Origin of the sequence: Hippea jasoniae (assembly GCF_000744435.1) — a bacterium.
Taxonomy (GTDB): Bacteria; Campylobacterota_A; Desulfurellia; order Desulfurellales; family Hippeaceae; genus Hippea; species Hippea jasoniae.
The window spans coordinates 1-20640 of record NZ_JQLX01000017.1; the positions used below are offsets into that span (position 1 = coordinate 1).

A 20640-nucleotide genomic window follows, 5' to 3' on the forward strand; every position below is an offset into this window, starting at 1 on the left:
GAGGGAAAACAAAACTTAATTAGACTTAATTGAGTTTCATTTATGTTCTAATAGGTGTTTATTCAAGTAGGGGCTCGACAGGCTCCTTTATCGAGCCTGACGCCAAGAACTCTTCAAAGACTTTCTTAAGTAGGCAGTCGGGCTTGATGAAGGGAATTATCCGACCACCATCTGTCTTGGGTTTTCCAATTGTAGCTGATGGTCGGACACCTACTTTTTTACCTGCTCATAAGAATTGCAAAGCTTTATTAAGCTCAATTAGACTTTATTTATCTTCTTGAGATTGTTTGATTAAGTAGGGGCTTGGAAGGCGAATTTAAGCTCACAAAAAAAGCTTTACACAAACAATTAAAATTGTCATAATTTGAATAGTGGGTGAGAAAATGAAAAAGTTTAGTGTAATGGTAGCTATATTGGTTTTAGTAAATTTTGCAGGAATTTGTGCGTTTTCAAGCACAAACTCTATAAAAAGTTATATATTGAGAATTAATAAATCACCCATAAGTCAGAATGAAAAACAAGACCTCCTGCATATGAGAGAGGAAGAGAAACTTGCAAGAGATGTATATTTATCGCTTTACAAAAAATGGAGAATCCCTATATTCAGGAATATCGCAAAAAGCGAATCGTGGCATATGCAAATGGTTAAATTTTTACTTGATAAATATGGAATAGAAGACCCTGTAAAAACAGATGTAGTTGGAGTTTTTTCACATCCACATATCCAAGAATTATACAAGGAGTTAGTTGAAAAAGGGAGCAAATCAATTGTAGATGCTCTAAAAGTTGGCGCTACCATTGAAGATTTAGATATTTATGATCTTGATAAAGCTATAAAAAGAAGCGATAATAACGATATTGACTTTGTATATTCAAGACTTAGATGGGGAAGCACAAATCACTTAAAGGCATTTATAAGACTCTCAAAAAGATATGGATCTAACTATACTCCGCAATACATCTCGCAAGTAGAGTTTAACAACATTATTAATTCAAGGGATAGATAAAATTAAACAAAGAAAGTGGATCGATTTAGTTCTCTTTTATACTACTGCAATCTTAATTATCAGTGGAGTTGTGCTTTATATTGTTCCCTCAGGAAGGGTCGCCTACTTTACTGGATGGACTCTTTTTGGGCTTGATAAAGACGAATGGAGCAATCTTCACATTATATTTGCTATAATAATGACAATATTTGTTATATGGCATCTAATCGTAAACTGGGGTATTTTGAAACGGTATCTATTTAGTTTGGAGTCTTTGTTTAGTATAATAATTATCGTTTTAGTGTCTGCTGGAACTATTACTCAAATTCAGCCTTTTAAAGCAGTTTCGCAGATTCAAAATAACATTAAAAATTCTTGGGAAGAAAACAAAGTTGACATACCGATTCCCCATGCAGAAAAATTTACTCTAAAAGGGCTATGAACAAAATTAAATATAAACTTAAAAGAAGCTATATTAAAACTAAAACGGCGAAACTTAACTTTTGATGAAAATCAAACGCTATTAGAAATAGCAGAGAAAAACAATACAACACCAGCTAAGATATACAGCATAATAATCAGCAAAACAAACACGCAACAACATGCAAATTACGGCAAAATGAAATTATCTGAATTTTGTAAATTAAAAAACATTAAAACAACAATTTGCATTAAAAAATTAAAACAAGCAAATATTAACGCAACAGCTGAGGCAACATTAAAAGAATTAGCTGCGCAGAAAAACTCAAAGCCGATAGATATTGTAAACCTGCTTATCAAAAACTAACAAAAACCAAAAGAATTAAAATGAAAAAAACTCTTATACAAATACAACATTTATTAATGATATTTGTAATTATAGCCATGCGGGCATACTATCCGCCATATAGTTCACGCAAGTTTAATCCGATATTAAAAATTTCAAAACTTCAAGCACCAACAAGCAAATACAATCCAATCTATTCTAGTAAATATGGTGATTTTAGAGGTTATGCAAGTAAGCACTTTCATTTAAATAGCAATGGAAACCTCGTATTCTACATGTGCGGGAAACACCAAAGAAGCGAACTTCGTTTTAAATACCAATGGATAGTAAACACAAAAAAAGAGAATGCACTAAAAGCCCAGATTAAAATTTTGCCACTAAACTCAAAAGAGTTTACATTTATCCAGATTCATTCAACCAAAACAATTAATAAACCACTTTTAAGAATAGCCTTCTGTAAAAAACTAAGAAAAAAAATAAACCACATATGGGCAATAATCAGACTTTCACCAACAAAACACAGCAAATACATTAAAATAGATTTAGGCAGAACACCAAAAGACTTTTTTACAATTAAAGTAACGGTTAAAAACAGCAAACTAACAATATATCTCAATCATAAGAAATTCTATATCTATGTAAGTAGCTGGAAAAACATAGAAAACTACTTTAAAGCAGGTGTATATTTGCAAAGCGATGGCTGCGCAAAAGCGATTTTTAAAATGTTAAAGGTAAAATATATTAATAAGCATAATAAATCTTTTGACTAAACAATCCTTTTTTTAGATAATTTAACGATTCTCCAAATCAAGGAGTATGGGTATGGAATATACACTTGTTGATTATAATACAAAAGGATTACCCGCAAACTTTGCCGCAGGCTTAAAAGCCGAACAACAAATGGCGTATATATTAAAAAGTTTTTTTAAGCAGGAAAAAGACCTATGCATAATAAATGGTCTTAGGTTAGAAATCGATAAAGAAATTAATGTTCAATTTGATCATTTGTTGTTTCATAAAAAAGGGGTTTTTATAATTGAATCAAAAAGCGTATCCACTAAAATAAAAATAACGCAAAATCAAGAATGGTTAAGGCTTGAAAATAATCATTACAAAGGAATACCTTCGCCTATAAATCAATTAAAAAGACAAGCCAAACTCCTCAGAGAGTTTTTGCAAAAAAATAGAGAACTGTTAAGGGATGAGGAAAAATTTCTATTTTTTAAAAAGCAGGGTGGTTTTATTAATATGAAAATTGATCCTATTGTTGCAATATCTCAAAACGGTATTATTACTGGTTTTAGAAACACCGATATACCTATCCTGAAAGCTGATGAAGTACCGAATTATATAAATATAAAACTTGACGAATATTTCTCAAATAACCTACTAAAAAAACTCTCCGATGTTGATTGGATTCTATCTGACGATGAATTTTTAATTATTATCGACTTTTTAATTAAGCATCACAAACCGTTTAACTATAACAAAAAGGGAAGTAAATACTACTGTTTTGCGTGCAAAAAACCAATATCTTACAGTGAAGCAAAATACTGCTTTGAAAGAAAGAAAATATTTGGCGGAAAAGCTTATTGTATATCTTGCCAACAAAAGATAACAAATAGAAAATATCAATAATAAGAAATACTTTCGCCAACCAAACTCATAACAAATAAAATCTTTGACTTTTATACTGTCAAGTGATATATATTTTGACTGTTGCCAGCCCGGCTGGGAGGGCAAAAAACTTTAATGGGAAAAAAGGAGGGCACATGAGTGAAGGCACTTGGAAGACACATTTTGGCTGAGTACTTTGAGTGTGACAAAGAGCTTCTCAACGATCCAAAGATGTTAGAGAAGCATTTGATTGAGGCAGCTAAAGCTGCAAATGCCACCGTTATTTCTTCCTCTTTTAGAACCTTCGAACCCTTTGGGGTTAGCGGGGTTGTTATCGTTGCTGAATCCCATCTTGCAATTCATACATGGCCTGAATATGGATTTGCCGCCGTTGATTTCTTTACATGTGGTGATTCATCAAATCCATGGAAAGCCCATGAATACCTTAAAAAGGTGCTAAAACCCAAGCGTTGCGAAGAAAAAGAAGTCTTACGCGGGGTTTTAGATATAGAAAACCTTGAGTTCAAACCGTTTTTCATAGAACAAAAGAAACAAGAAAACAATAGCGCTGCTTTTGCATAATTAAACACATAACTTTATCAGGAGGAAACCTTAGATGTACGAAGGGGCTCCCAATATCTATGCCATTAAGGCGGCCTCTGCAGAAGGATTTAGCCAGCTTAATGCATTCGATGTTGCTTTACTAAAAAGCGGCGTTGGAGATACAAATCTGGTTAAGATGAGTTCTATCTTGCCTCCGAACTGTAAAAAGGTAGAATCTATCACACTACCACGAGGGGATCTTGTTCCTGTGGCCTATGCTGCTTTGACATCATCAAAAAAAGGTCAGCGAATAGCTGCAGCCGTTGCCATTGCAATACCAAAAGACAAAACAATGAACGGCCTAATTATGGAGTTTGAAGATTTTGACATTACAGCCCAAGAAGCCGAAGAACAGGTTAGAAAAATGGCTCAATGGGGTATGGAATACAGAGGATATGAAATAGACAGGATAGAAAGTATTTCTGTCGATCATGTGGTTGAAAACCACGGTGCTGTGTTTGCCTGCGTTGTTTTATGGTGGGATAGATGAAATACTACTGCAGCCTCCCCTCCTCAAAAAAAGCAAGAACAATATTGGTGGGTGTGCCGTATGATGGCACATCCACCTTTAGACCTGGATCTCGATTTGCTCCCAATGCCATCAGGGATGCCTCATACGGTATAGAATCATACAGCCCGTATCAGGATAGGGATTTAAGGGATATAAAGTTTTTTGATATAGGCGACATACCGCTTAGCTTCTCTTTAAAGGAGTTAAACCTCCAGATTATAGAAACCTTTATATCACGTATAATAAGACAGGGAAAAAGGGTTGTTAGCCTTGGTGGAGAGCATCTCATAAGTCTGCCAATCATAAAAGCCCATGCAACAAAATATAAAGAGCTTGCAGTTATACAGCTTGATGCGCACAGCGATTTGATAGATAGCTTTAGAGGCGAAAAACTCTCCCATGCAACGGTTATGCGCAGAACAGCTGAGATTATAGGTTTTGAAAATCTCTATCAGTTAGGCATAAGGAGCATGGTCAAAGAAGACAGGCTTTTGCCTTTTAGAGACACGCATATGTGTCTATTTGACTTGAAAAAAGCAGATGAATATATCAAACAGCTAAAAAATAGACCTGTTTATGTTTCAATCGACCTTGATGTGCTTGACCCTTCCATTTTCTGTGGTACAGGAACACCTGAGCCAGGTGGTATAACCTTTAAAGAACTTGTAGATTTTATAGTTAAACTAAAAGAATTGAATGTTGTGGGAGCTGATGTAGTTGAGCTTTCGCCTCATTATGACCAAAGCGGCGTCTCCTCTATCACTGCAGCAGTGGTTGTTAGAGAACTTCTGCTTGCTATAGCTTATTAATCAAAGTTTCTGGAATTTCTTCAAATCTTTTAACAGCTAAATCAGCAACCTCTTTATTGTCGCCTATATGGATAGCAAACATGCCTAACTGCTTTGCCGTTTTGACATTTCTATCCACATCATCAGCCATGATATATTTTTCTGCTTTTGTTAGTTTTACTATTTTTTGATAGGGGTATTTATGCGGCTTGCCGATAAAATCAGCGCTTATTATATCAAAGATATCAACAAACTGATCTATGATGCCAAGAAGCTCAAGCACCCGCTTTGCATGTGTTAGCGGTGCATTTGTAAATGCGATCTTTACCGCCTCTATTTTCTGTAGTTTTTCCCTTAAGGTTTTATTAGGCTTTATCCTGCCATCTATATCAACATCGTGTGTAAACTCAAGAAAGTGATACGGGTCTATGTTGAAGTGCTTCATCAAACCCGCCATAGTTGTGCCGTATGTATGCCAGTATTCTATTCTTTTGCGCGGTACTTCTTTTGCATCCATACCCAAAAACTTAATCATATATTCATTGATTCTTTTATCGACAAGATCAAAAATGCCCGCTTCTTGCGGATATAATGTATTATCAACATCGATCAAAAATACCTTCATATTTTTATTTTACAGCAAATCTTTACAAACCGCTACACAAAATCACCAAAACGGATATAATAAAATTATGATTGATGAAAAAACCTTAAAAAAACTATTTAGCCAATCCCAAAAAATTACCATTTCAAATCCCAATTTAAAAAAAGCGGCAGTAATTATACCCTTTTTAAAAAGCAAGGATGATTGGTTGTTGATATTTGAAAAAAAACCTTCAAGCAGCACAACCCATCCAGATCAGATTTCATTTCCCGGCGGCTCTTGGGAAAAATCGGATAAAAACTTTGCCCACACGGCGCTGCGTGAAACATGTGAGGAGCTTAACATCTGTGGCAACGACATAGAACTACTGGGTCCATTTGAACCCATGAGAACATTAACAACAAACTTCCTCATATATCCGTTTGGGGGTATAGTAAAAAAACAGCCTCCATACAACTACAATCCCGACGAAGTTGTAAAGTTATTATTTATTCCGTTTGATTTTTTTATAAAAAATCATCCATTTGAAAGAAAAAACTACAGCTACAAAGGTAAAAACAGGCAAACATTTATTATTGAATATAAAGGGGAGATTATCTGGGGTGCAACTGCGCGAATCCTTGATAAATTGGTTCAAAAATTAAAACTTCTATTATGAATGACTCAATCGCATTAATTGTTGTTTTGAGCTTTATAATTCCTTTTTTTAGTATGAAACTATTCAAGGGCATTATTCCATCTGTTGCATTTGAGATATTGATAGGTTTTATACTGGGCAGGTCGGGTTTCAATATTATCCATACAAATTCAGAAATTGTTGAATTTTTATCGACATTTGGCTTGATTTTTTTAATGTTTTTAAGCGGTCTTGAAAGTGATGTTGACCTAAAATCCTTAAAAGGCAAAAGCTTTTTTCATTCACCCCTGTTTTTGGCTATTTTGATTTTTACTTCCACCTTCTTGATATCAGGCTTATTTTCAAGCTACCTTGTTAAACATTTCAACTGCTCAACAAGTGTATTATACCTAACATTGATATTTTCAACAACATCTGTGGCAATTGTTTTTCCAACCTTAAAGGCACGAGAAGACCTAAAGAAGGTTTACAAACAGACGCTGCTTCAGGCAGCTTTTGTGGCTGATTTTCTAACGCTTATGCTTATAAGCCTATTTTCTGTTTATAAAGTCAAAAATAAGCTCACAGTTGATAGTCTGCTTGTCATTGTTCTGTTTGGTTTAACATTTCTTATTGTTCGCTTTATCAAGCGATTGCCACAGATTCCTATCATATACACTCTATTTGAAACCATGAAACATAAATCCCACATCCAGATAGGCATTAGAGGCTCATTTGCCATCCTGTTTCTGTTTATATTTCTGGCAGAAAAGTTGGGCGTGGAGCTGATTTTAGGTAGCTTTCTTGCTGGAATTATCATATCAACGATAAATTCAGCCCATATAAGAATTTTAAGACTCAAGCTTGATGCGATAGGATATGGCTTCTTTATTCCATTTTTCTTTATAGCTCAAGGAGCAAAATCCACACTTCCTTTACATTCAAAAGGTAGTATTGAATTTATAATCCTTATCGTGTTGGGTGGTATTTTAGTAAAGGTTATCTCGGCAACGCCATTACTTGTAAGATTCTCATTAAGGGAAACAATTTCTGCTGGAGTGCTTCTAAGTGGCAGATTGAGTCTTATTATTGCAGCAAGCATTATAGGTTTAAAACTGGGTATAATATCTGAAGAGATTAACGCTTCTATTATCATTCTTGCCGCAATTACATGCATCAGCTCACCCTCGCTGTTTAACATAATAAATCCACCAAAAAAGTCAAAACACCTTATTTAGACTTGCTCTAAAAATGCCAATATCCTATAATTGCCAAAAAGGGAGGTTAAAATGAAAAAATCAACGCTTATTGGCGTAATTATTGCAATTCTTGTTGTATCGGTTGTTGGAGGGTATTATTTTGCCAATCAATACGCAAAAAAAGTGGCAGAAAAAAGGATCGATACGCTGCTTGAAAAGAACCACCTCAAAAAAGATGTTAGCTACAAAAATCTAACAAGTTCTATTTTAAGTCGCTCCATAACGATCCATAATCTCATTTGGAATGTAAACAAAAACGGTAAAAAACTTGGAAAAATAGTGGTCGATGAGCTGGTTATACACGGCAATCCCCTATCAAATGACTACTCTGTTGTAATTAAAAATGCCAACATTATTAACCTCCAAAAGATAAACCCTGATTTGTCAAATAAAACAATAGCTACAATAAAAACAGGACATATAGAGGTTGAAAAGGAAGATGCAAAGGAAGAAGAAAAAATCAATCTCACAGACATCCATATAAACAAAAATATATTCTTCACAACACAAAGCGATTTTGAAAAAATAACAAAAATTCTAAACCTTAATGCACCTATTAATATCAAAGCACATCTTATTCTGGACAAAAAAGATAAAACGGCATTCCTTGACCATTATACAATCAACTGGAAAGATAACCTTGCGGTCTCCTACTCCTTAAAACTTGCAAATGTTGACATAGAGGGTTTTAGAGAGATTGCAAAGCAGCTAAACGGCGATAATCCAAACCCTATAATGGTGCTGGGTTTGCTTTCAAAAGCCTACGAAATTAAACCGCTTGAGGTTAAAGTTAAATTTAAAAACTACGGCGCAGTAGATAGATTTATTCAGCTTATTAGTAAAACAGAACATACATCTAAAGAAGATATTATAAAACGCCTGCAGTTTCAGCTAAACCACTCACCGTTTAAAAAGTTTTCTCAACCCATTGTCTCTTTTGTTGATGAAAAAAAGAAGCACTTAGAAATAACCATAGACAATCCAGAACAGTTAAGTGTGGGTGATCTGGGAAGCAGATTAACATCAAATAACTTCTACAAAATTCTCCATATTGAAGTTGAATAGGAGGAGACAATGATCGTTCAGACAGCCTCAGCTCCAAAGGCTTTAGGTCCATATTCTCAGGCAATTAAAAAAGAAAACTTCTGTTTTGTATCGATGCAGTTAGGTATAGATCCGCAAACGGGCAATATTGTTGATGGTGATGTTAAAGAGGAGGCAAACAGAGCGTTCAGAAACATAGAAAACATACTAAAAGCTGCTGGCTTTAAACTTGCAAATGTTGTAAAGGCGACGCTTTATTTAACCAACTTAGATGATTTTGGCCAGGTAAATACAGTCTATGAAAAATACTTTTCCCACAAACCGGCAAGGAGTCTTGTGATTCAGGCAGCGATGCCCAAAGGGGCAAGGGTTGCAATAGATGTGATTGCGATGAAATGAATATCAGCTACTACATTTTAAAAAAGATAAAAAACAGAAACGATAGATATTTAAAATTTGAGGATAGGATTTTTAGGTTTGATGAGATCGCATCAAATATACTCAAAGCAGCAACCTTTCTTAAGCAGCAGGGTGTTAAAAAGGGTGATAGAGTTGCACTAAAACTCAACAAATCGATGGAGTTTATCTATCTGCATTTTGCAAATATGTTAATCGGTGCAGTTACACTACCCCTAAACCCCAACTATTCTGTTTCTGAAACAGCCTATTTTCTTGAAGATGCACAGGCAGCTTTATTTATTTCGGATAAAGAAAATATCTCAAGCCTTACAAAAACCTTAATTGAGTTTAATATAAAACCGTTTGATATAAAAAATCTTAAACTGGATGAATTTGAGGAACATCCGCTAATCGATTTAACCAAACCCTCCAATACGGCAATTATTGCATACACCTCAGGCACAACAGGTAAAAGCAAAGGTGCCATGATCACACACAAAAACCTCATTACAAACATGGAGGCTTTAAAAGAACTGTGGCTCCTTAGTCAAAACGATAAACTGCTGCATGTATTGCCGATCTTTCATGTTCATGGGCTTGTTGTAGCACTTCAGGGAGCTCTAAATGCCTGCATGGATATTGTCATGCATGGAAAATTTGATGCTTTAAGAACAATAGAAACTATAAAGCATGAAAAGATTACATTATTTATGGGCGTGCCAACAATCTACAACAGACTTACCCAGGCTTTACAAAACCTAAATGGAAAGACAAATTTCCAATCAATGAGACTATTTATCAGTGGCTCAGCTCCACTTACAGAGGTAGTATTCAATAGGTTCTACAATCTCACTAATCATAAAATTCTTGAGCGATACGGCATGAGTGAGGCTGGCATGATTGCATCAAATCCTTATGAAGAAGACAAAAGAATACCTCTAAGCGTTGGATACCCGATAGGCGACTGCAAAATAAAAATCTCAAAAGATTCAAAAGAGATGCCACCAAATACGGTGGGTGAGGTTTATATAAAGGGTAGCAATGTATTTAAAGGTTACTTTAGAAAACCTGATAAAACAAGGGAATCGTTTGAAAACGGCTGGTTTAAAACAGGTGATATGGGATATTTAGACAACTCTGGCAGATTATACCTGGTGGGTAGAGCAAAAGAGCTAATTATAACAGGTGGATTTAATGTTTATCCCAAAGAGGTAGAAAATGTTATAGACAACATGGATTGTGTTGTAGAGTCTGCCGTTTTTGGTGTAAAAGATGAGGATTTTGGTGAAAGGGTGGAGGCTGCCGTAGTTTTAAAGGATTCATGCAAACTAAACGAAGAAGTAATTATCCAGGAGTGCAAAAAACAGCTTGCCCCATACAAATGCCCCAAGCGGGTGCATTTTTTAAAAGAGCTACCTAAAAACGCCATGGGTAAAATCCAGAAAAATATTCTATCAAAGCAGTTTTCAAACTAAAACATTTTAAAATTTTTAATAAAAAGCTTGACAAATCTTTCCTAATCTGATATATCAGATATCAAATGAGCGGCTTTAAAGGATTAATTTTTGACATTAAACGATACTCCATCCATGATGGGCCGGGGTTGAGAACCACCATCTTCTTTAAGGGTTGCCCCTTGAGGTGCTGGTGGTGCCACAACCCCGAAAGTCAGCTTAACAAAATGGAGATCATCCACTACCAGAACAAGTGTATTGCATGCAAAACCTGTGAGGCTATTTGTCCAAAAAACGCTATCCAGTTTAAAGACAAACCGATAATAAATAAAAACAGCTGCGATTTATGCGGTTTATGTGTTGATAACTGCCCCACCAATGCACTTGAGATGGTTGGAAAATACTATTCAGTGGAGGAGCTTTTAGACGAGGTTGCAAAAGAGAGGGATTTTGTTGAAGAAAGCGGTGGTGTTACAATTTCTGGTGGCGAGCCTTTTATGCAATATGAGTTTTTAGTAGAACTTCTTAAGGCTTTAAAGGAAAACGGTTACCATACGGCTGTTGATACAACTGGCTACACAAAGATAGATTATCTACTTGAGGCAGCAAAATACTGCGATCTGTTTATGTATGACATCAAACATATGGATGATGAAAAGCATAAATTATACACAGGCGTAAGTAACAGAATTATATTAAACAACCTTTTAGAGTTAGACAAAAGCGGGGCTAAAATAAACATAAGAATCCCCATAATACCAACAATAAACGACGATGAAAAAAATATAATGAAAACAATAGCATTCTTAAAGCAGCTTAAAAACATTACAAATATTGATCTCCTACCATATCACAACATGATGATAGATAAATACAGCAGGCTTTCAAAGAAGTTTAAATTAAATCATGTTAATAAACCATCAAATGAAAGAATGGAAGAGATAAGGGAAATATTTGTTAAACAGGGCTTTAAAACAGGTATAGGAGGTTAGCCATGCAAAAAAGTTCATGCAAAATAATAGACTACACAAAGATTGTCAAGGAAGATAGGGGAATGAACGACAGGATTAAAAAACTCAGAAGGCAATCGATAGAAAAACAGGAAACGATAAGCCATGAAAGAGCTCTGCTTTTGACTGAGTTTTACAAAAATTGCAAAGAAACCTCAATCCCTATCAAAAGAGCCAAGGCGTTTGAGTATATTCTCTTGAATAAAAAGATATTTATCAACGATGGTGAGCTGATTGTTGGAGAAAGAGGTGATGATATAAAAGCCACGCCTACCTATCCAGAAATCACACTACATTCACTTGAGGATTTAAGGGTCTTAAACGATAGAGAAAAGGTTTCATATAAGGTATCAGAAGAAACCTTTAAGGTTTATGAAGAAGAGATAATACCATACTGGAAGGGTAAAACGATCAGGGAAAAGATCTTTGAAAGTCTGCCTCAAAGGTGGAAAGATGCCTTTGAAGCGGGTGTATTTACGGAGTTTATGGAGCAGCGCTCACCGGGGCATACAGTTCTTGATGACAAAATCTACAAAAAGGGATTGCTTGATTTTATAAAAGAAATAGACGAACGCATTGCATCGTTTGATATAGCAAATGACCCAAAAGCAATAGATAAAATCGAAGAGCTTAAAGCTATGAAAATAGCAGCCAGAGCTTTGATAAAATTTGCAGAAAGATATGCAGATTTAGCTGAAAAGATGGCCAAAGAAGAACCAGACCCACAAAGAAGGCAGGAGCTTAACAAAATAGCAGAGGTTTGCAGGTGGGTTCCAGCCAATGCACCAAGAAACTTTCATGAGGCGCTTCAATACTACTGGTTTGTCCACATCGGTGTCATAACAGAGCTTAACGGATGGGATGCATTCAGCCCAGGAAAACTGGATAAACACCTATATCCTTTCTACAAAAAAGACATAGAAAATGGCACAATGACGAAAGAGCAGGCTAAGGAGCTACTTGAATGTTTATGGGTTAAGTTCCACAACCACCCTGCCCCTCCCAAGGTCGGCGTAACAGCTCAGGAAAGCTCCACCTACACAGATTTTGCCCAGATCAACATCGGTGGCATAAAAGAGGATGGAACGGATAATGTTAACGAGCTAAGCTACCTGCTTTTGGATGTTGTTGAAGAGATGAGGCTTGTGCAACCCAATGCAAGCGTTCATTTAAGTAGAAAGAATCCCGATAGGTTTATAAAAAGGGCTATTGATATTATAAAAACAGGTTTTGGCCAGCCATCGATATTCAATACCGATGCCGTATTTGAAGAACTTCTAAGACAGGGTAAGTCCATTGAAGATGCAAGAAGCGGTGGCACAAGTGGATGCGTGGAAACTGGAGCGTTTGGCAAAGAAAACTACATGCTTACAGGGTATTTCAACCTGCCAAAGATACTTGAGCTTACCATCTTTAACGGCTTTGACCCCATAACAAAAAAACAGATCGGCCCAAAAACAGGCAACTTTGAAGAGTTTGAGACATTTGAGGAGTTTTTTGAGGCTTTCAAAAAGCAGCTAAAGTATTTCATAGATGTAAAAATAGAGGGCAACATCATTATAGAAAGCATCTATGCAAAATATATGCCCGCTGTATTTCTATCGATATTTATCGATGATTGCATCAAAAAAGGGCTTGACTACCACAACGGCGGTGCAAGGTATAACTCATCCTACATTCAGGGTGTTGGAATCGGCACAATTACAGATTCACTTGCGGCAATTAAACAAAAGGTATTTGAAGAAAAGGTTTTTGACAAAAAGACATTTAAAGAGATGCTTGAGAAAAACTTTGAAGGCTATGAGCTTCAAAGGCAGATTCTCCTTAACAAAACGCATAAATACGGCAACGACAATGACTACGCAGACAGCCTGATGAAAATGGTATTTGAGGAGTTTTTCAGAAATGTCGATGGTAGAAAAACCTATCGCGGCGGCACATTCAGGATCAATATGCTGCCAACAACCGTTCATGTCTATTTTGGAAGCAAACTTATTGCTTCAGCCGACGGCAGAAAGGCATATCAGCCAATATCGGAAGGCATCTCGCCTGTTCAGGGCATGGATAAAAACGGACCAACAGCTGCATTAAAATCCGCATCAAAGATGGATCATATAAAAACCGGCGGCACGCTATTAAATGTAAAGTTTACACCAGACCTGCTTAAAGATGAAAAAGGAATAGACGCAATGGTAAAATTGATAAGGACTTACTTTAAATTAGACGGACACCATGTTCAGTTTAATGTTGTAAGTGCAGAAACGCTGAAAGATGCAAAAAAACATCCAGAGAAATATTCAGACCTCATTGTGAGGGTTGCAGGATACAGCGACTACTTTAATCATCTGAATGAGCAGCTGCAGGATGAAATTATCAGAAGAACAGAGCATGAATCGTTCAATTGAAAATGGCAGGTTGTGGATTAAATTTAAGGTGTGAAAAGCAATAAAGAGCTGGTTGAGCATCTCATAGGCAGGGGTGTTTTAAAGACCCCTGCCATCATCAAAGCGTTTTTAAATGTTGACAGGATAGAGTTTGTAAGGGAAAACTACAAAGATCAGGCATACGGTGACTATCCGCTACCTATAGGATTTTCTCAAACCATTTCTCAACCATACACCGTTGCATTCATGCTTGAGTTGTTGCAACCCCAAAGCAACAGCATTGTTTTAGATGTTGGATGTGGTAGCTGTTATACAACAGCACTGCTTGCAAGTATAGTTAAAGAAGGTAAAGTAATAGCCACAGAGATAATAAAAGAGCTCGTTGAGTTTTGTAAATCCAATTTAAAAAAGTACAATTTCAGTAATGTGGAAGTGTATCATGCTGACAAAATCCCTGAAGGTTATGCTGAATTTGACAGAATACTTGTATCAGCTTCAGCATCAAGACTGCCAAACACCCTGACCAACGCCTTAAAAGATGGCGGCGTAATGGTCATACCCATCCAGCATTCCATATTCCTTATAAAAAAACAGAACGGCTCGCTTTACTCAGAGGAATTTCCAGGCTTTGCCTTTGTAAGACTTCAGTAGTTAAATAGCTTTGACAAACGAGCAATTCTTGTGTATTTTTCAAATATGACTGATGATGAAATATTCATGAGCAAAGCCTTAAAGCTTGCTAAAAAAGCTAAAGGAAAAACTTGCCCCAATCCGATGGTAGGAGCAGTTATTGTTAAAAACTCAAAGATCATAGCTGAAGGATACCACAAAAAAGCTGGCAAACCGCATGCTGAGGTGGAAGCCATAAACAGTGTCAAAGACAAAAGCCTATTAAAAGGCGCAACAATGTATGTTACGCTGGAGCCATGCAACCATTACGGCAGAACACCACCCTGCTCTTTAGCCATTATAAAAAGCGGCATAAAGCGCGTGGTAATAGCAATGAAAGACCCAAACAAAACAGCATCCGGCGGTATCGAAAGACTAAAAAAAGCAGGAATTGAGGTTAAAGTTGGCGTTTTGGAGGAAAAAGCAAAAAAACTCAATGAAGTTTTTATAGAAAACATAACCAACAAAAAGCCGTTTTATATTATGAAAGCTGCAATGCTTCTCAATGGTTTGATTGCACTCAAAGGCGGGAACTCAAAATGGATAACAAACCCATCTTCACGCAGGTTTGCCCACAGACTCAGAGGCACACATTCAGCCATATTAGTTGGCATAAACACCATATTAATGGATGATCCACTTCTAACCTGCAGAATCAAAGGCTACAGACAGCCAAAAAGAGTAATTCTTGATGCAAACCTTAAAACACCGGTTTCAGCAAATATCTTTAGCGTCTATCCAGACAATATTATCATCATAACCTCGCCAAATGCACCCGAAGCAAAAAAAAGGGTTCTTGAGGCTACAGGCGCAACAATTGTGGAATGCAAGACAAAAAATGGAGAATTTGACAAAGACCATCTCAACAAACTGCTGCTTGAGCTTGAAATCTGTTCGGTTGTTGTGGAAGGCGGCAGCAGAACACACGGTTATTTCCTAAAGCATAGACTATACAACAAGGCTTATCTGTTTTTTGCACCCAAACTTTCAGGCTCATACGGTGCTTTCAATGCTGTGGGCAGTGAGGCTGTAAAATCACCCCGGGATGCTGTCAAACTAAGCAACATCAGCTGTAAATATATCGACAACGATATTCTCATTGAGGGTTATTTTTAGATGTTTACAGGTATTGTTCAGGATGTAGGAGTAGTGGAGCAGATATCCAGGATTGCAAGCGGCAAAAGAATGAAAATAAAGGCTAATAAAATTATAGATGAGATAAAAAACGGCGATTCTGTAGCCGTAAACGGTGCATGTTTGACAGTTGTTGAGTTTTCTAACGCACACTTTGAGGTAGATGTGAGTTTTGAAACATTAAATAAAACAAATCTGGGCTCAATAAATACAGGAGCATATGTAAACCTTGAAAGAGCCTTAAGGCTTTCTGATGGGCTTGACGGCCATCTTGTGCTGGGGCATGTGGATAAAACAGCATCAATATCAGATATTAAAAGACTTGGGGAGTTTTTTGTTTTAAAAATAGCAATAGATAACTATATCTTTTCAAACTGTGTGGAAAAAGGCTCAATCTGTATCGATGGCATAAGCTTGACCATTGCAAATCTTTCAAAAACATCTTTAGAGATAGCCGTAATCCCTTTTACATTTGAAAACACCAATCTCAAATACAAAAAAATAGGCGACAGTGTAAATATAGAGCTGGATATTATTGGAAAATATGTTAAAAAGTTTCTTGGCAGTTCTTCCAAAGAAGGAATCACAGAGGAGTTTTTATCACTTCACGGTTTTACCTAATTATTTGAAAGATATCAAAAGCTTTTATACAATAACAGGAATTTGAAGGAAAAGGAGCAGAAGATGTTTGCAAGTGTCGAGGAAGCGATAAACGAAATCAGATCGGGTAGAATGATCATAATGGTTGATGATGAAGATAGGGAAAACGAGGGCGATTTTGTTATGGCAGCCCAGTTTGTAACACCTGAGGCTATAAACTTTATGGCTAAATACGGCAGAGGGCTTATCTGTTTGCCCATGGATGAAAAATTGATAGAAAAATTAGACCTCAAATTGATGAGTATTGACGAAAACGATAAATTCAAAACAGCTTTTACCGTTTCTATCGATGCACATCCAAAATTTGGGGTAACAACAGGCATATCAGCCTTCGATAGGGCAACAACCATCCAAACAGCTATAAGGCCTGATGTAAAACCAGAGGATTTGGTTAAACCTGGGCATGTGTTTCCGCTTAAGGCAAAAAAAGGGGGTGTGCTTGTAAGGGCCGGCCATACAGAGGGTAGCGTTGATTTGGCAAAGCTTGCAGGTCTTATCCCTGCAGCTGTAATATGTGAGATTATGAATGAAGATGGCAGTATGGCAAGAAGACCCCAGCTTGAGGAGATAGCAAAAAAGTTCAATCTCAAAATGATAACAATTGCAAGCATCATAGAGTATCGAATGAAAAAGGAAAAGCTCATAGAGCGAACAGCCGAAGCTGACCTGCCCACCAAATACGGGCATTTTAAAATTATCGTTTACAAAAGCAAGGTTGATGATTTTGAGCATGTGGCACTGGTTAAAGGCAATATTAACAAAAACGAACCCACACTTGTAAGGGTGCATTCATCCTGTCTAACAGGGGATATTTTAGGCTCTTTGAGATGTGATTGCGGTGATCAGCTGCATAAGGCTATGGAGATGGTGGAAAAGGAAGGCAAAGGCATTGTTTTATATATGCAGCAGGAAGGTAGAGGCATAGGTTTAACCAACAAAATCAAAGCATACGCCCTGCAGGATCAGGGTTATGATACTGTTGAGGCAAATATAAAGTTGGGCTTTAAACCGGATCTGAGAAATTACGGTATAGGGGCGCAGATTTTAGTGGATCTGGGCGTCGGCAAAATAAAATTAATGACAAACAACCCCAAAAAGATCATAGGTCTTGAAGGATACGGACTTGAAATCGTTGAAAGGGTGCCTATTGAAATCGATCCAAATGAGGTCAATAAATGCTATCTGGAAACAAAAAAGGTCAAAATGGGTCATCTATTACAGAAGGTTTAGAGGTGTAAAATGAGAATAGTTGAAGGAAAATTGGACGCAACAGGTTTAAAGGTTGGTATCATTATAAGCAGGTTTAATAGTTTTATTACCCAGAAATTGCTTGATGGTGCTATAGATGCATTCATAAGACACAACGGAGAAAAAGACAACATTACCACCTACTATGTGCCCGGTGCATTTGAGATACCGATGGTTTTATCAAAGCTTGTCAATAAAGAGTTTGACGGAATTCTGTGTCTTGGTGCTGTAATAAGGGGGGCAACACCGCATTTTGACTTTGTGGCAAATGAAACGGCAAAAGGTATTGCTCAAATTTCCCTAAACAGCAAGATACCTGTATCGTTTGGCATTCTAACAACAGACACAATAGAACAGGCAATAGAAAGAGCAGGCACTAAAATGGGCAATAAGGGTTTTGATGCAATGGTTGCTCTGCTTGAGATGATCAATCTCTACAAGCAGCTGTAATGTCTCGAAGGAAAGCCAGGGTCGTTGCCGTTCAATATATATACGCATACGAATTTGGAACGAGTGAAAATCCATTTGCCTTTATGGATTTTGTTGGCCATCCCAAAAAAGAAAACGATAGAATCTTCTGCAAAAAACTCATCGACGGAACAATTGAAAATTTAGAAATAATAGACAGACTAATAAAAAAGTATGCAACCAAAGGCGATGATATAATGGCTATTATCGACAAATGTATTCTCAGGGTAGGCATCTACGAATTGCTATTTGAAAACCAAGCCCATCCAGTGGTGGTTATTAACGAATATGTAAATATATCAAAAGAGCTATCCACACCAAGCGGCAAAGCACTCATAAATGCCATATTAGACAGGGTTTTAAAAGGAGAAAAAAATGAAAGATAGAATTATAACGGCTCTTGATCTGCGCGGATTTGAAAATATCAAAGAGCTTGTTGATAAGCTTGATGAGGCTATCTGGTTTAAGGTGGGTGCGGTTAATTTCACTGCATATTCTTCACAATTAATAGATTATCTAAAATCAAAAAAGAAAAAGATATTTCTCGATTTAAAATACCACGATATTCCCAACACAGTTAAAGAATCTGTTTTTGCTGCAGCCCATCTGGGCATAAATATGCTTACAATCCATTCCATCGGTGGCATAGATATGATGAAAGCAGCCATAGATGGCTCTAAAGCCTTTGAGGATGAAACATCAACAGAAGGCCCTGTTATTGCAGCTGTTACGGTTCTTACAAGCTTTGATAGCGAAAGCTTAAAAAAATACATGTTTGTCGATATGGATGTTGAAAAGATGGTTTTAAAACTTGCAGAAAACGCCTACAAAGCTGGCATAAGGGCATTGGTGCTTTCTGCTAAAGAAACCTCATTAATCAGAAAAGAGTTTGGCAAAGAATTTACGATTATCACACCAGGCATTAGACCTGCCTGGGCTAAAAAGAACGATCAAAAAAGAATAACAACGCCAGCCGATGCCATCAAAAACGGCTCAGATTTTCTTGTAATAGGAAGACCTATCTATGCAAGTGAAAACCCAGCAACATCCTTCAAAAAAATAGTAGAAGAGGTGGAAGATGTTAAGTTCTGAAGAGGCTTTAAACCTTTACAAAAAAAGAAACGCATACCTGCAGGGACACTTTCTTTTATCAAGCGGACTGCACAGTGAATTCTATTTGCAGAGTGCACTGGTTTTGCAATATCCGCACGATGCATGGCTGTTGTGCTCTTCAATTGCAGAATACTTCAAGGATAAAGAGATCGATGTTGTTATAGCACCTGCCATGGGTGGAATTCTTGTTTCCTACGATGTAGCAAGGGCTCTTGGACAAAACATAAGAAGTATATTTGCCGAAAGGGTTGATGGTAAACTCACATTGAGAAGGGGTTTTACAATTGATAAAAACGAGCGTGTTTTGGTTGTAGAAGATGTTGTAACAACAGGCAAAAGTGTAAAAGAGACAGTAGAGGTTGTAAGACAATACACAGACAACATCGTAGGCATCGGCGCTCTTGTAGACAGAGGCGGCAATTTTAATCCAGAAGGCATAGACTATTTTGCCTTAATAAAACTTCAAATAACAAACTACCAACCGGATAATTGTCCGTTATGCAAGGCGGGTATTCCACTTGAAAAACCCGGCAGTAGATTTATTAAAAAATAACTTGATAATATGCCACTTAAGGTTATTATTAAGTTAGAAATACCCGCAAGGAGGTGAGATTATGGCAAAGGTAAGGTATGTCGGTCATAGCTGCGTAATGGTAGAGGGCAACAATACAAGTTTCATTATCGATCCTTTTATAACAGGCAATCCAGACATTACCTATGGACTTAAAGCTGACGATGTAAAGGTCAACTATGTGCTTGTAACACACGGTCATGGAGACCATATCGGTGATGCAGTAGCAATAGCAAAAAACAACAATGCCACACTGATAGCACCCTATGAGCTTGCCACATACTGCCAGAATCAGGGTGTTGAGAATGTTGTTCCGATGCATATTGGCGGCTCAAGAAGGTTTAGCGACGATTTCTGGGTAAAGCTCACAATCGCCCATCACGGCAGTGCAATTATTGACGGCAACAATATTATCTACACGGGTAATCCCTGTGGATTTGTTGTAGAAATTGATGGCAAGAAACTCTACCATGCAGGCGACACAGGTCTATTTATGGATATGCAGTTGATTGGTGAGCTTGGATTGGATCTTGCCATGCTACCGATAGGAGATCATTTCACAATGGGTCCTGAGGATGCGGCAAGAGCCGTAGAATTCCTAAAACCAAAGGTTGTTATGCCAATGCATTACTCTGCATGGGATGTGATACATCAAAATCCTGAAAAGTTTGCTCAGCTGGTCGGCTCAAAGGCTGAAGTAAAAATAATAAAACCCGGTGAGTCATTCGATATTTAA

25 protein-coding genes are annotated in these 20640 nt (G+C 37.0%); 24 read left to right on the plus strand and 1 reads right to left on the minus strand.

Annotated elements, in window-relative coordinates; translation table 11 throughout:
* Positions 1-371 precede the first annotated feature (371 nt).
* The 8 genes from EK17_RS08070 to speB all read left to right on the plus strand — a co-directional run bounded on the left by EK17_RS08070 (position 372) and on the right by speB (position 5292).
* Entirely contained in the window at positions 372-1007 is a 636-nt protein-coding gene (locus EK17_RS08070) for a DUF2202 domain-containing protein (protein WP_198018182.1), read from the plus strand.
* Between the two features lie 19 nt (positions 1008-1026).
* Positions 1027-1428 (plus strand): DUF4405 domain-containing protein, encoded by a 402-nt coding sequence (locus EK17_RS09155; RefSeq protein ID WP_269557969.1) that lies wholly within the window; start codon positions 1027-1029, stop codon positions 1426-1428.
* A gap of 177 nt (positions 1429-1605) precedes the next feature.
* Positions 1606-1773, plus strand: coding sequence for a hypothetical protein (locus EK17_RS09365; protein ID WP_156957538.1), 168 nt, complete (start codon positions 1606-1608; stop codon positions 1771-1773).
* Between the two features lie 56 nt (positions 1774-1829).
* On the plus strand, positions 1830-2522 hold the full coding sequence (locus tag EK17_RS08080) for a polysaccharide lyase family 7 protein (protein WP_051904545.1): 693 nt from the start codon (positions 1830-1832) through the stop codon (positions 2520-2522).
* A gap of 52 nt (positions 2523-2574) precedes the next feature.
* A complete protein-coding gene (locus EK17_RS08085; protein ID WP_035589545.1) occupies positions 2575-3390 on the plus strand; it encodes a nuclease-related domain-containing protein in 816 nt (271 codons plus the stop codon).
* Positions 3391-3528: 138 nt separating this feature from the next.
* Complete coding sequence (gene speD / locus EK17_RS08090; protein ID WP_035589547.1) at positions 3529-3951, plus strand: adenosylmethionine decarboxylase; 423 nt, start codon at positions 3529-3531, stop codon at positions 3949-3951.
* A gap of 34 nt (positions 3952-3985) precedes the next feature.
* Positions 3986-4462: a pyruvoyl-dependent arginine decarboxylase gene (locus EK17_RS08095; RefSeq protein ID WP_035589549.1), complete on the plus strand. Its 477-nt coding sequence runs from the start codon at positions 3986-3988 to the stop codon at positions 4460-4462.
* Positions 4459-5292, plus strand: coding sequence for an agmatinase (gene speB / locus EK17_RS08100; RefSeq protein ID WP_035589551.1), 834 nt, complete (start codon positions 4459-4461; stop codon positions 5290-5292). Before EK17_RS08095 ends, speB begins: the two co-directional genes overlap by 4 nt.
* Here speB and EK17_RS08105 read toward each other — a convergent pair.
* Complete coding sequence (locus tag EK17_RS08105) at positions 5279-5896, minus strand: pyrimidine 5'-nucleotidase (protein ID WP_084675130.1); 618 nt, start codon at positions 5894-5896, stop codon at positions 5279-5281. The genes speB and EK17_RS08105 overlap by 14 nt on opposite strands.
* A gap of 67 nt (positions 5897-5963) precedes the next feature.
* Between EK17_RS08105 and EK17_RS08110 the strand changes: the two genes are divergently transcribed.
* The 16 genes from EK17_RS08110 to EK17_RS08185 all read left to right on the plus strand — a co-directional run bounded on the left by EK17_RS08110 (position 5964) and on the right by EK17_RS08185 (position 20640).
* A complete protein-coding gene (locus EK17_RS08110; RefSeq protein WP_035589553.1) occupies positions 5964-6533 on the plus strand; it encodes an NUDIX hydrolase in 570 nt (189 codons plus the stop codon).
* A complete protein-coding gene (locus EK17_RS08115) occupies positions 6530-7729 on the plus strand; it encodes a cation:proton antiporter (protein WP_035589554.1) in 1200 nt (399 codons plus the stop codon). Before EK17_RS08110 ends, EK17_RS08115 begins: the two co-directional genes overlap by 4 nt.
* A 51-nt stretch (positions 7730-7780) precedes the next feature.
* The gene (locus EK17_RS08120; protein WP_035589556.1) at positions 7781-8815 is read left to right on the plus strand and encodes a YdgA family protein; all 1035 of its coding nucleotides are present in this window, start codon (positions 7781-7783) and stop codon (positions 8813-8815) included.
* A gap of 9 nt (positions 8816-8824) precedes the next feature.
* On the plus strand, positions 8825-9193 hold the full coding sequence (locus EK17_RS08125; RefSeq protein ID WP_035589558.1) for a Rid family detoxifying hydrolase: 369 nt from the start codon (positions 8825-8827) through the stop codon (positions 9191-9193).
* Positions 9190-10668, plus strand: a complete 1479-nt coding sequence (locus EK17_RS08130) for an AMP-binding protein (protein WP_051904533.1) — start codon at positions 9190-9192, stop codon at positions 10666-10668. Before EK17_RS08125 ends, EK17_RS08130 begins: the two co-directional genes overlap by 4 nt.
* Before the next feature lie 65 nt (positions 10669-10733).
* On the plus strand, positions 10734-11639 hold the full coding sequence (locus EK17_RS08135; RefSeq protein ID WP_035589560.1) for a glycyl-radical enzyme activating protein: 906 nt from the start codon (positions 10734-10736) through the stop codon (positions 11637-11639).
* Between the two features lie 2 nt (positions 11640-11641).
* Positions 11642-14062 carry a trans-4-hydroxy-L-proline dehydratase gene (gene hypD, locus EK17_RS08140; RefSeq protein ID WP_084675132.1) on the plus strand — a complete coding sequence of 807 codons (2421 nt, stop codon included), beginning with the start codon at positions 11642-11644 and terminating at the stop codon, positions 14060-14062.
* A gap of 30 nt (positions 14063-14092) precedes the next feature.
* A complete protein-coding gene (pcm, locus tag EK17_RS08145) occupies positions 14093-14692 on the plus strand; it encodes a protein-L-isoaspartate O-methyltransferase (RefSeq protein ID WP_035589562.1) in 600 nt (199 codons plus the stop codon).
* Positions 14693-14737: 45 nt separating this feature from the next.
* The gene (gene ribD, locus EK17_RS08150; RefSeq protein ID WP_051904534.1) at positions 14738-15826 is read left to right on the plus strand and encodes a bifunctional diaminohydroxyphosphoribosylaminopyrimidine deaminase/5-amino-6-(5-phosphoribosylamino)uracil reductase RibD; all 1089 of its coding nucleotides are present in this window, start codon (positions 14738-14740) and stop codon (positions 15824-15826) included.
* Entirely contained in the window at positions 15827-16465 is a 639-nt protein-coding gene (locus tag EK17_RS08155; protein ID WP_035589566.1) for a riboflavin synthase, read from the plus strand.
* A gap of 42 nt (positions 16466-16507) precedes the next feature.
* On the plus strand, positions 16508-17734 hold the full coding sequence (locus EK17_RS08160; RefSeq protein ID WP_269557968.1) for a bifunctional 3,4-dihydroxy-2-butanone-4-phosphate synthase/GTP cyclohydrolase II: 1227 nt from the start codon (positions 16508-16510) through the stop codon (positions 17732-17734).
* Positions 17735-17743: 9 nt separating this feature from the next.
* Positions 17744-18202 carry a 6,7-dimethyl-8-ribityllumazine synthase gene (gene ribH / locus EK17_RS08165; RefSeq protein WP_035589570.1) on the plus strand — a complete coding sequence of 153 codons (459 nt, stop codon included), beginning with the start codon at positions 17744-17746 and terminating at the stop codon, positions 18200-18202.
* Positions 18202-18606 carry a transcription antitermination factor NusB gene (gene nusB / locus EK17_RS08170; RefSeq protein ID WP_051904535.1) on the plus strand — a complete coding sequence of 135 codons (405 nt, stop codon included), beginning with the start codon at positions 18202-18204 and terminating at the stop codon, positions 18604-18606. The genes ribH and nusB overlap by 1 nt, the downstream gene beginning before the upstream one ends.
* On the plus strand, positions 18596-19312 hold the full coding sequence (gene pyrF / locus EK17_RS08175) for an orotidine-5'-phosphate decarboxylase (RefSeq protein ID WP_035589571.1): 717 nt from the start codon (positions 18596-18598) through the stop codon (positions 19310-19312). Before nusB ends, pyrF begins: the two co-directional genes overlap by 11 nt.
* Positions 19299-19886, plus strand: a complete 588-nt coding sequence (pyrE, locus tag EK17_RS08180) for an orotate phosphoribosyltransferase (RefSeq protein ID WP_035589573.1) — start codon at positions 19299-19301, stop codon at positions 19884-19886. Before pyrF ends, pyrE begins: the two co-directional genes overlap by 14 nt.
* A gap of 61 nt (positions 19887-19947) precedes the next feature.
* Positions 19948-20640 (plus strand): metal-dependent hydrolase, encoded by a 693-nt coding sequence (locus EK17_RS08185; protein ID WP_035589575.1) that lies wholly within the window; start codon positions 19948-19950, stop codon positions 20638-20640.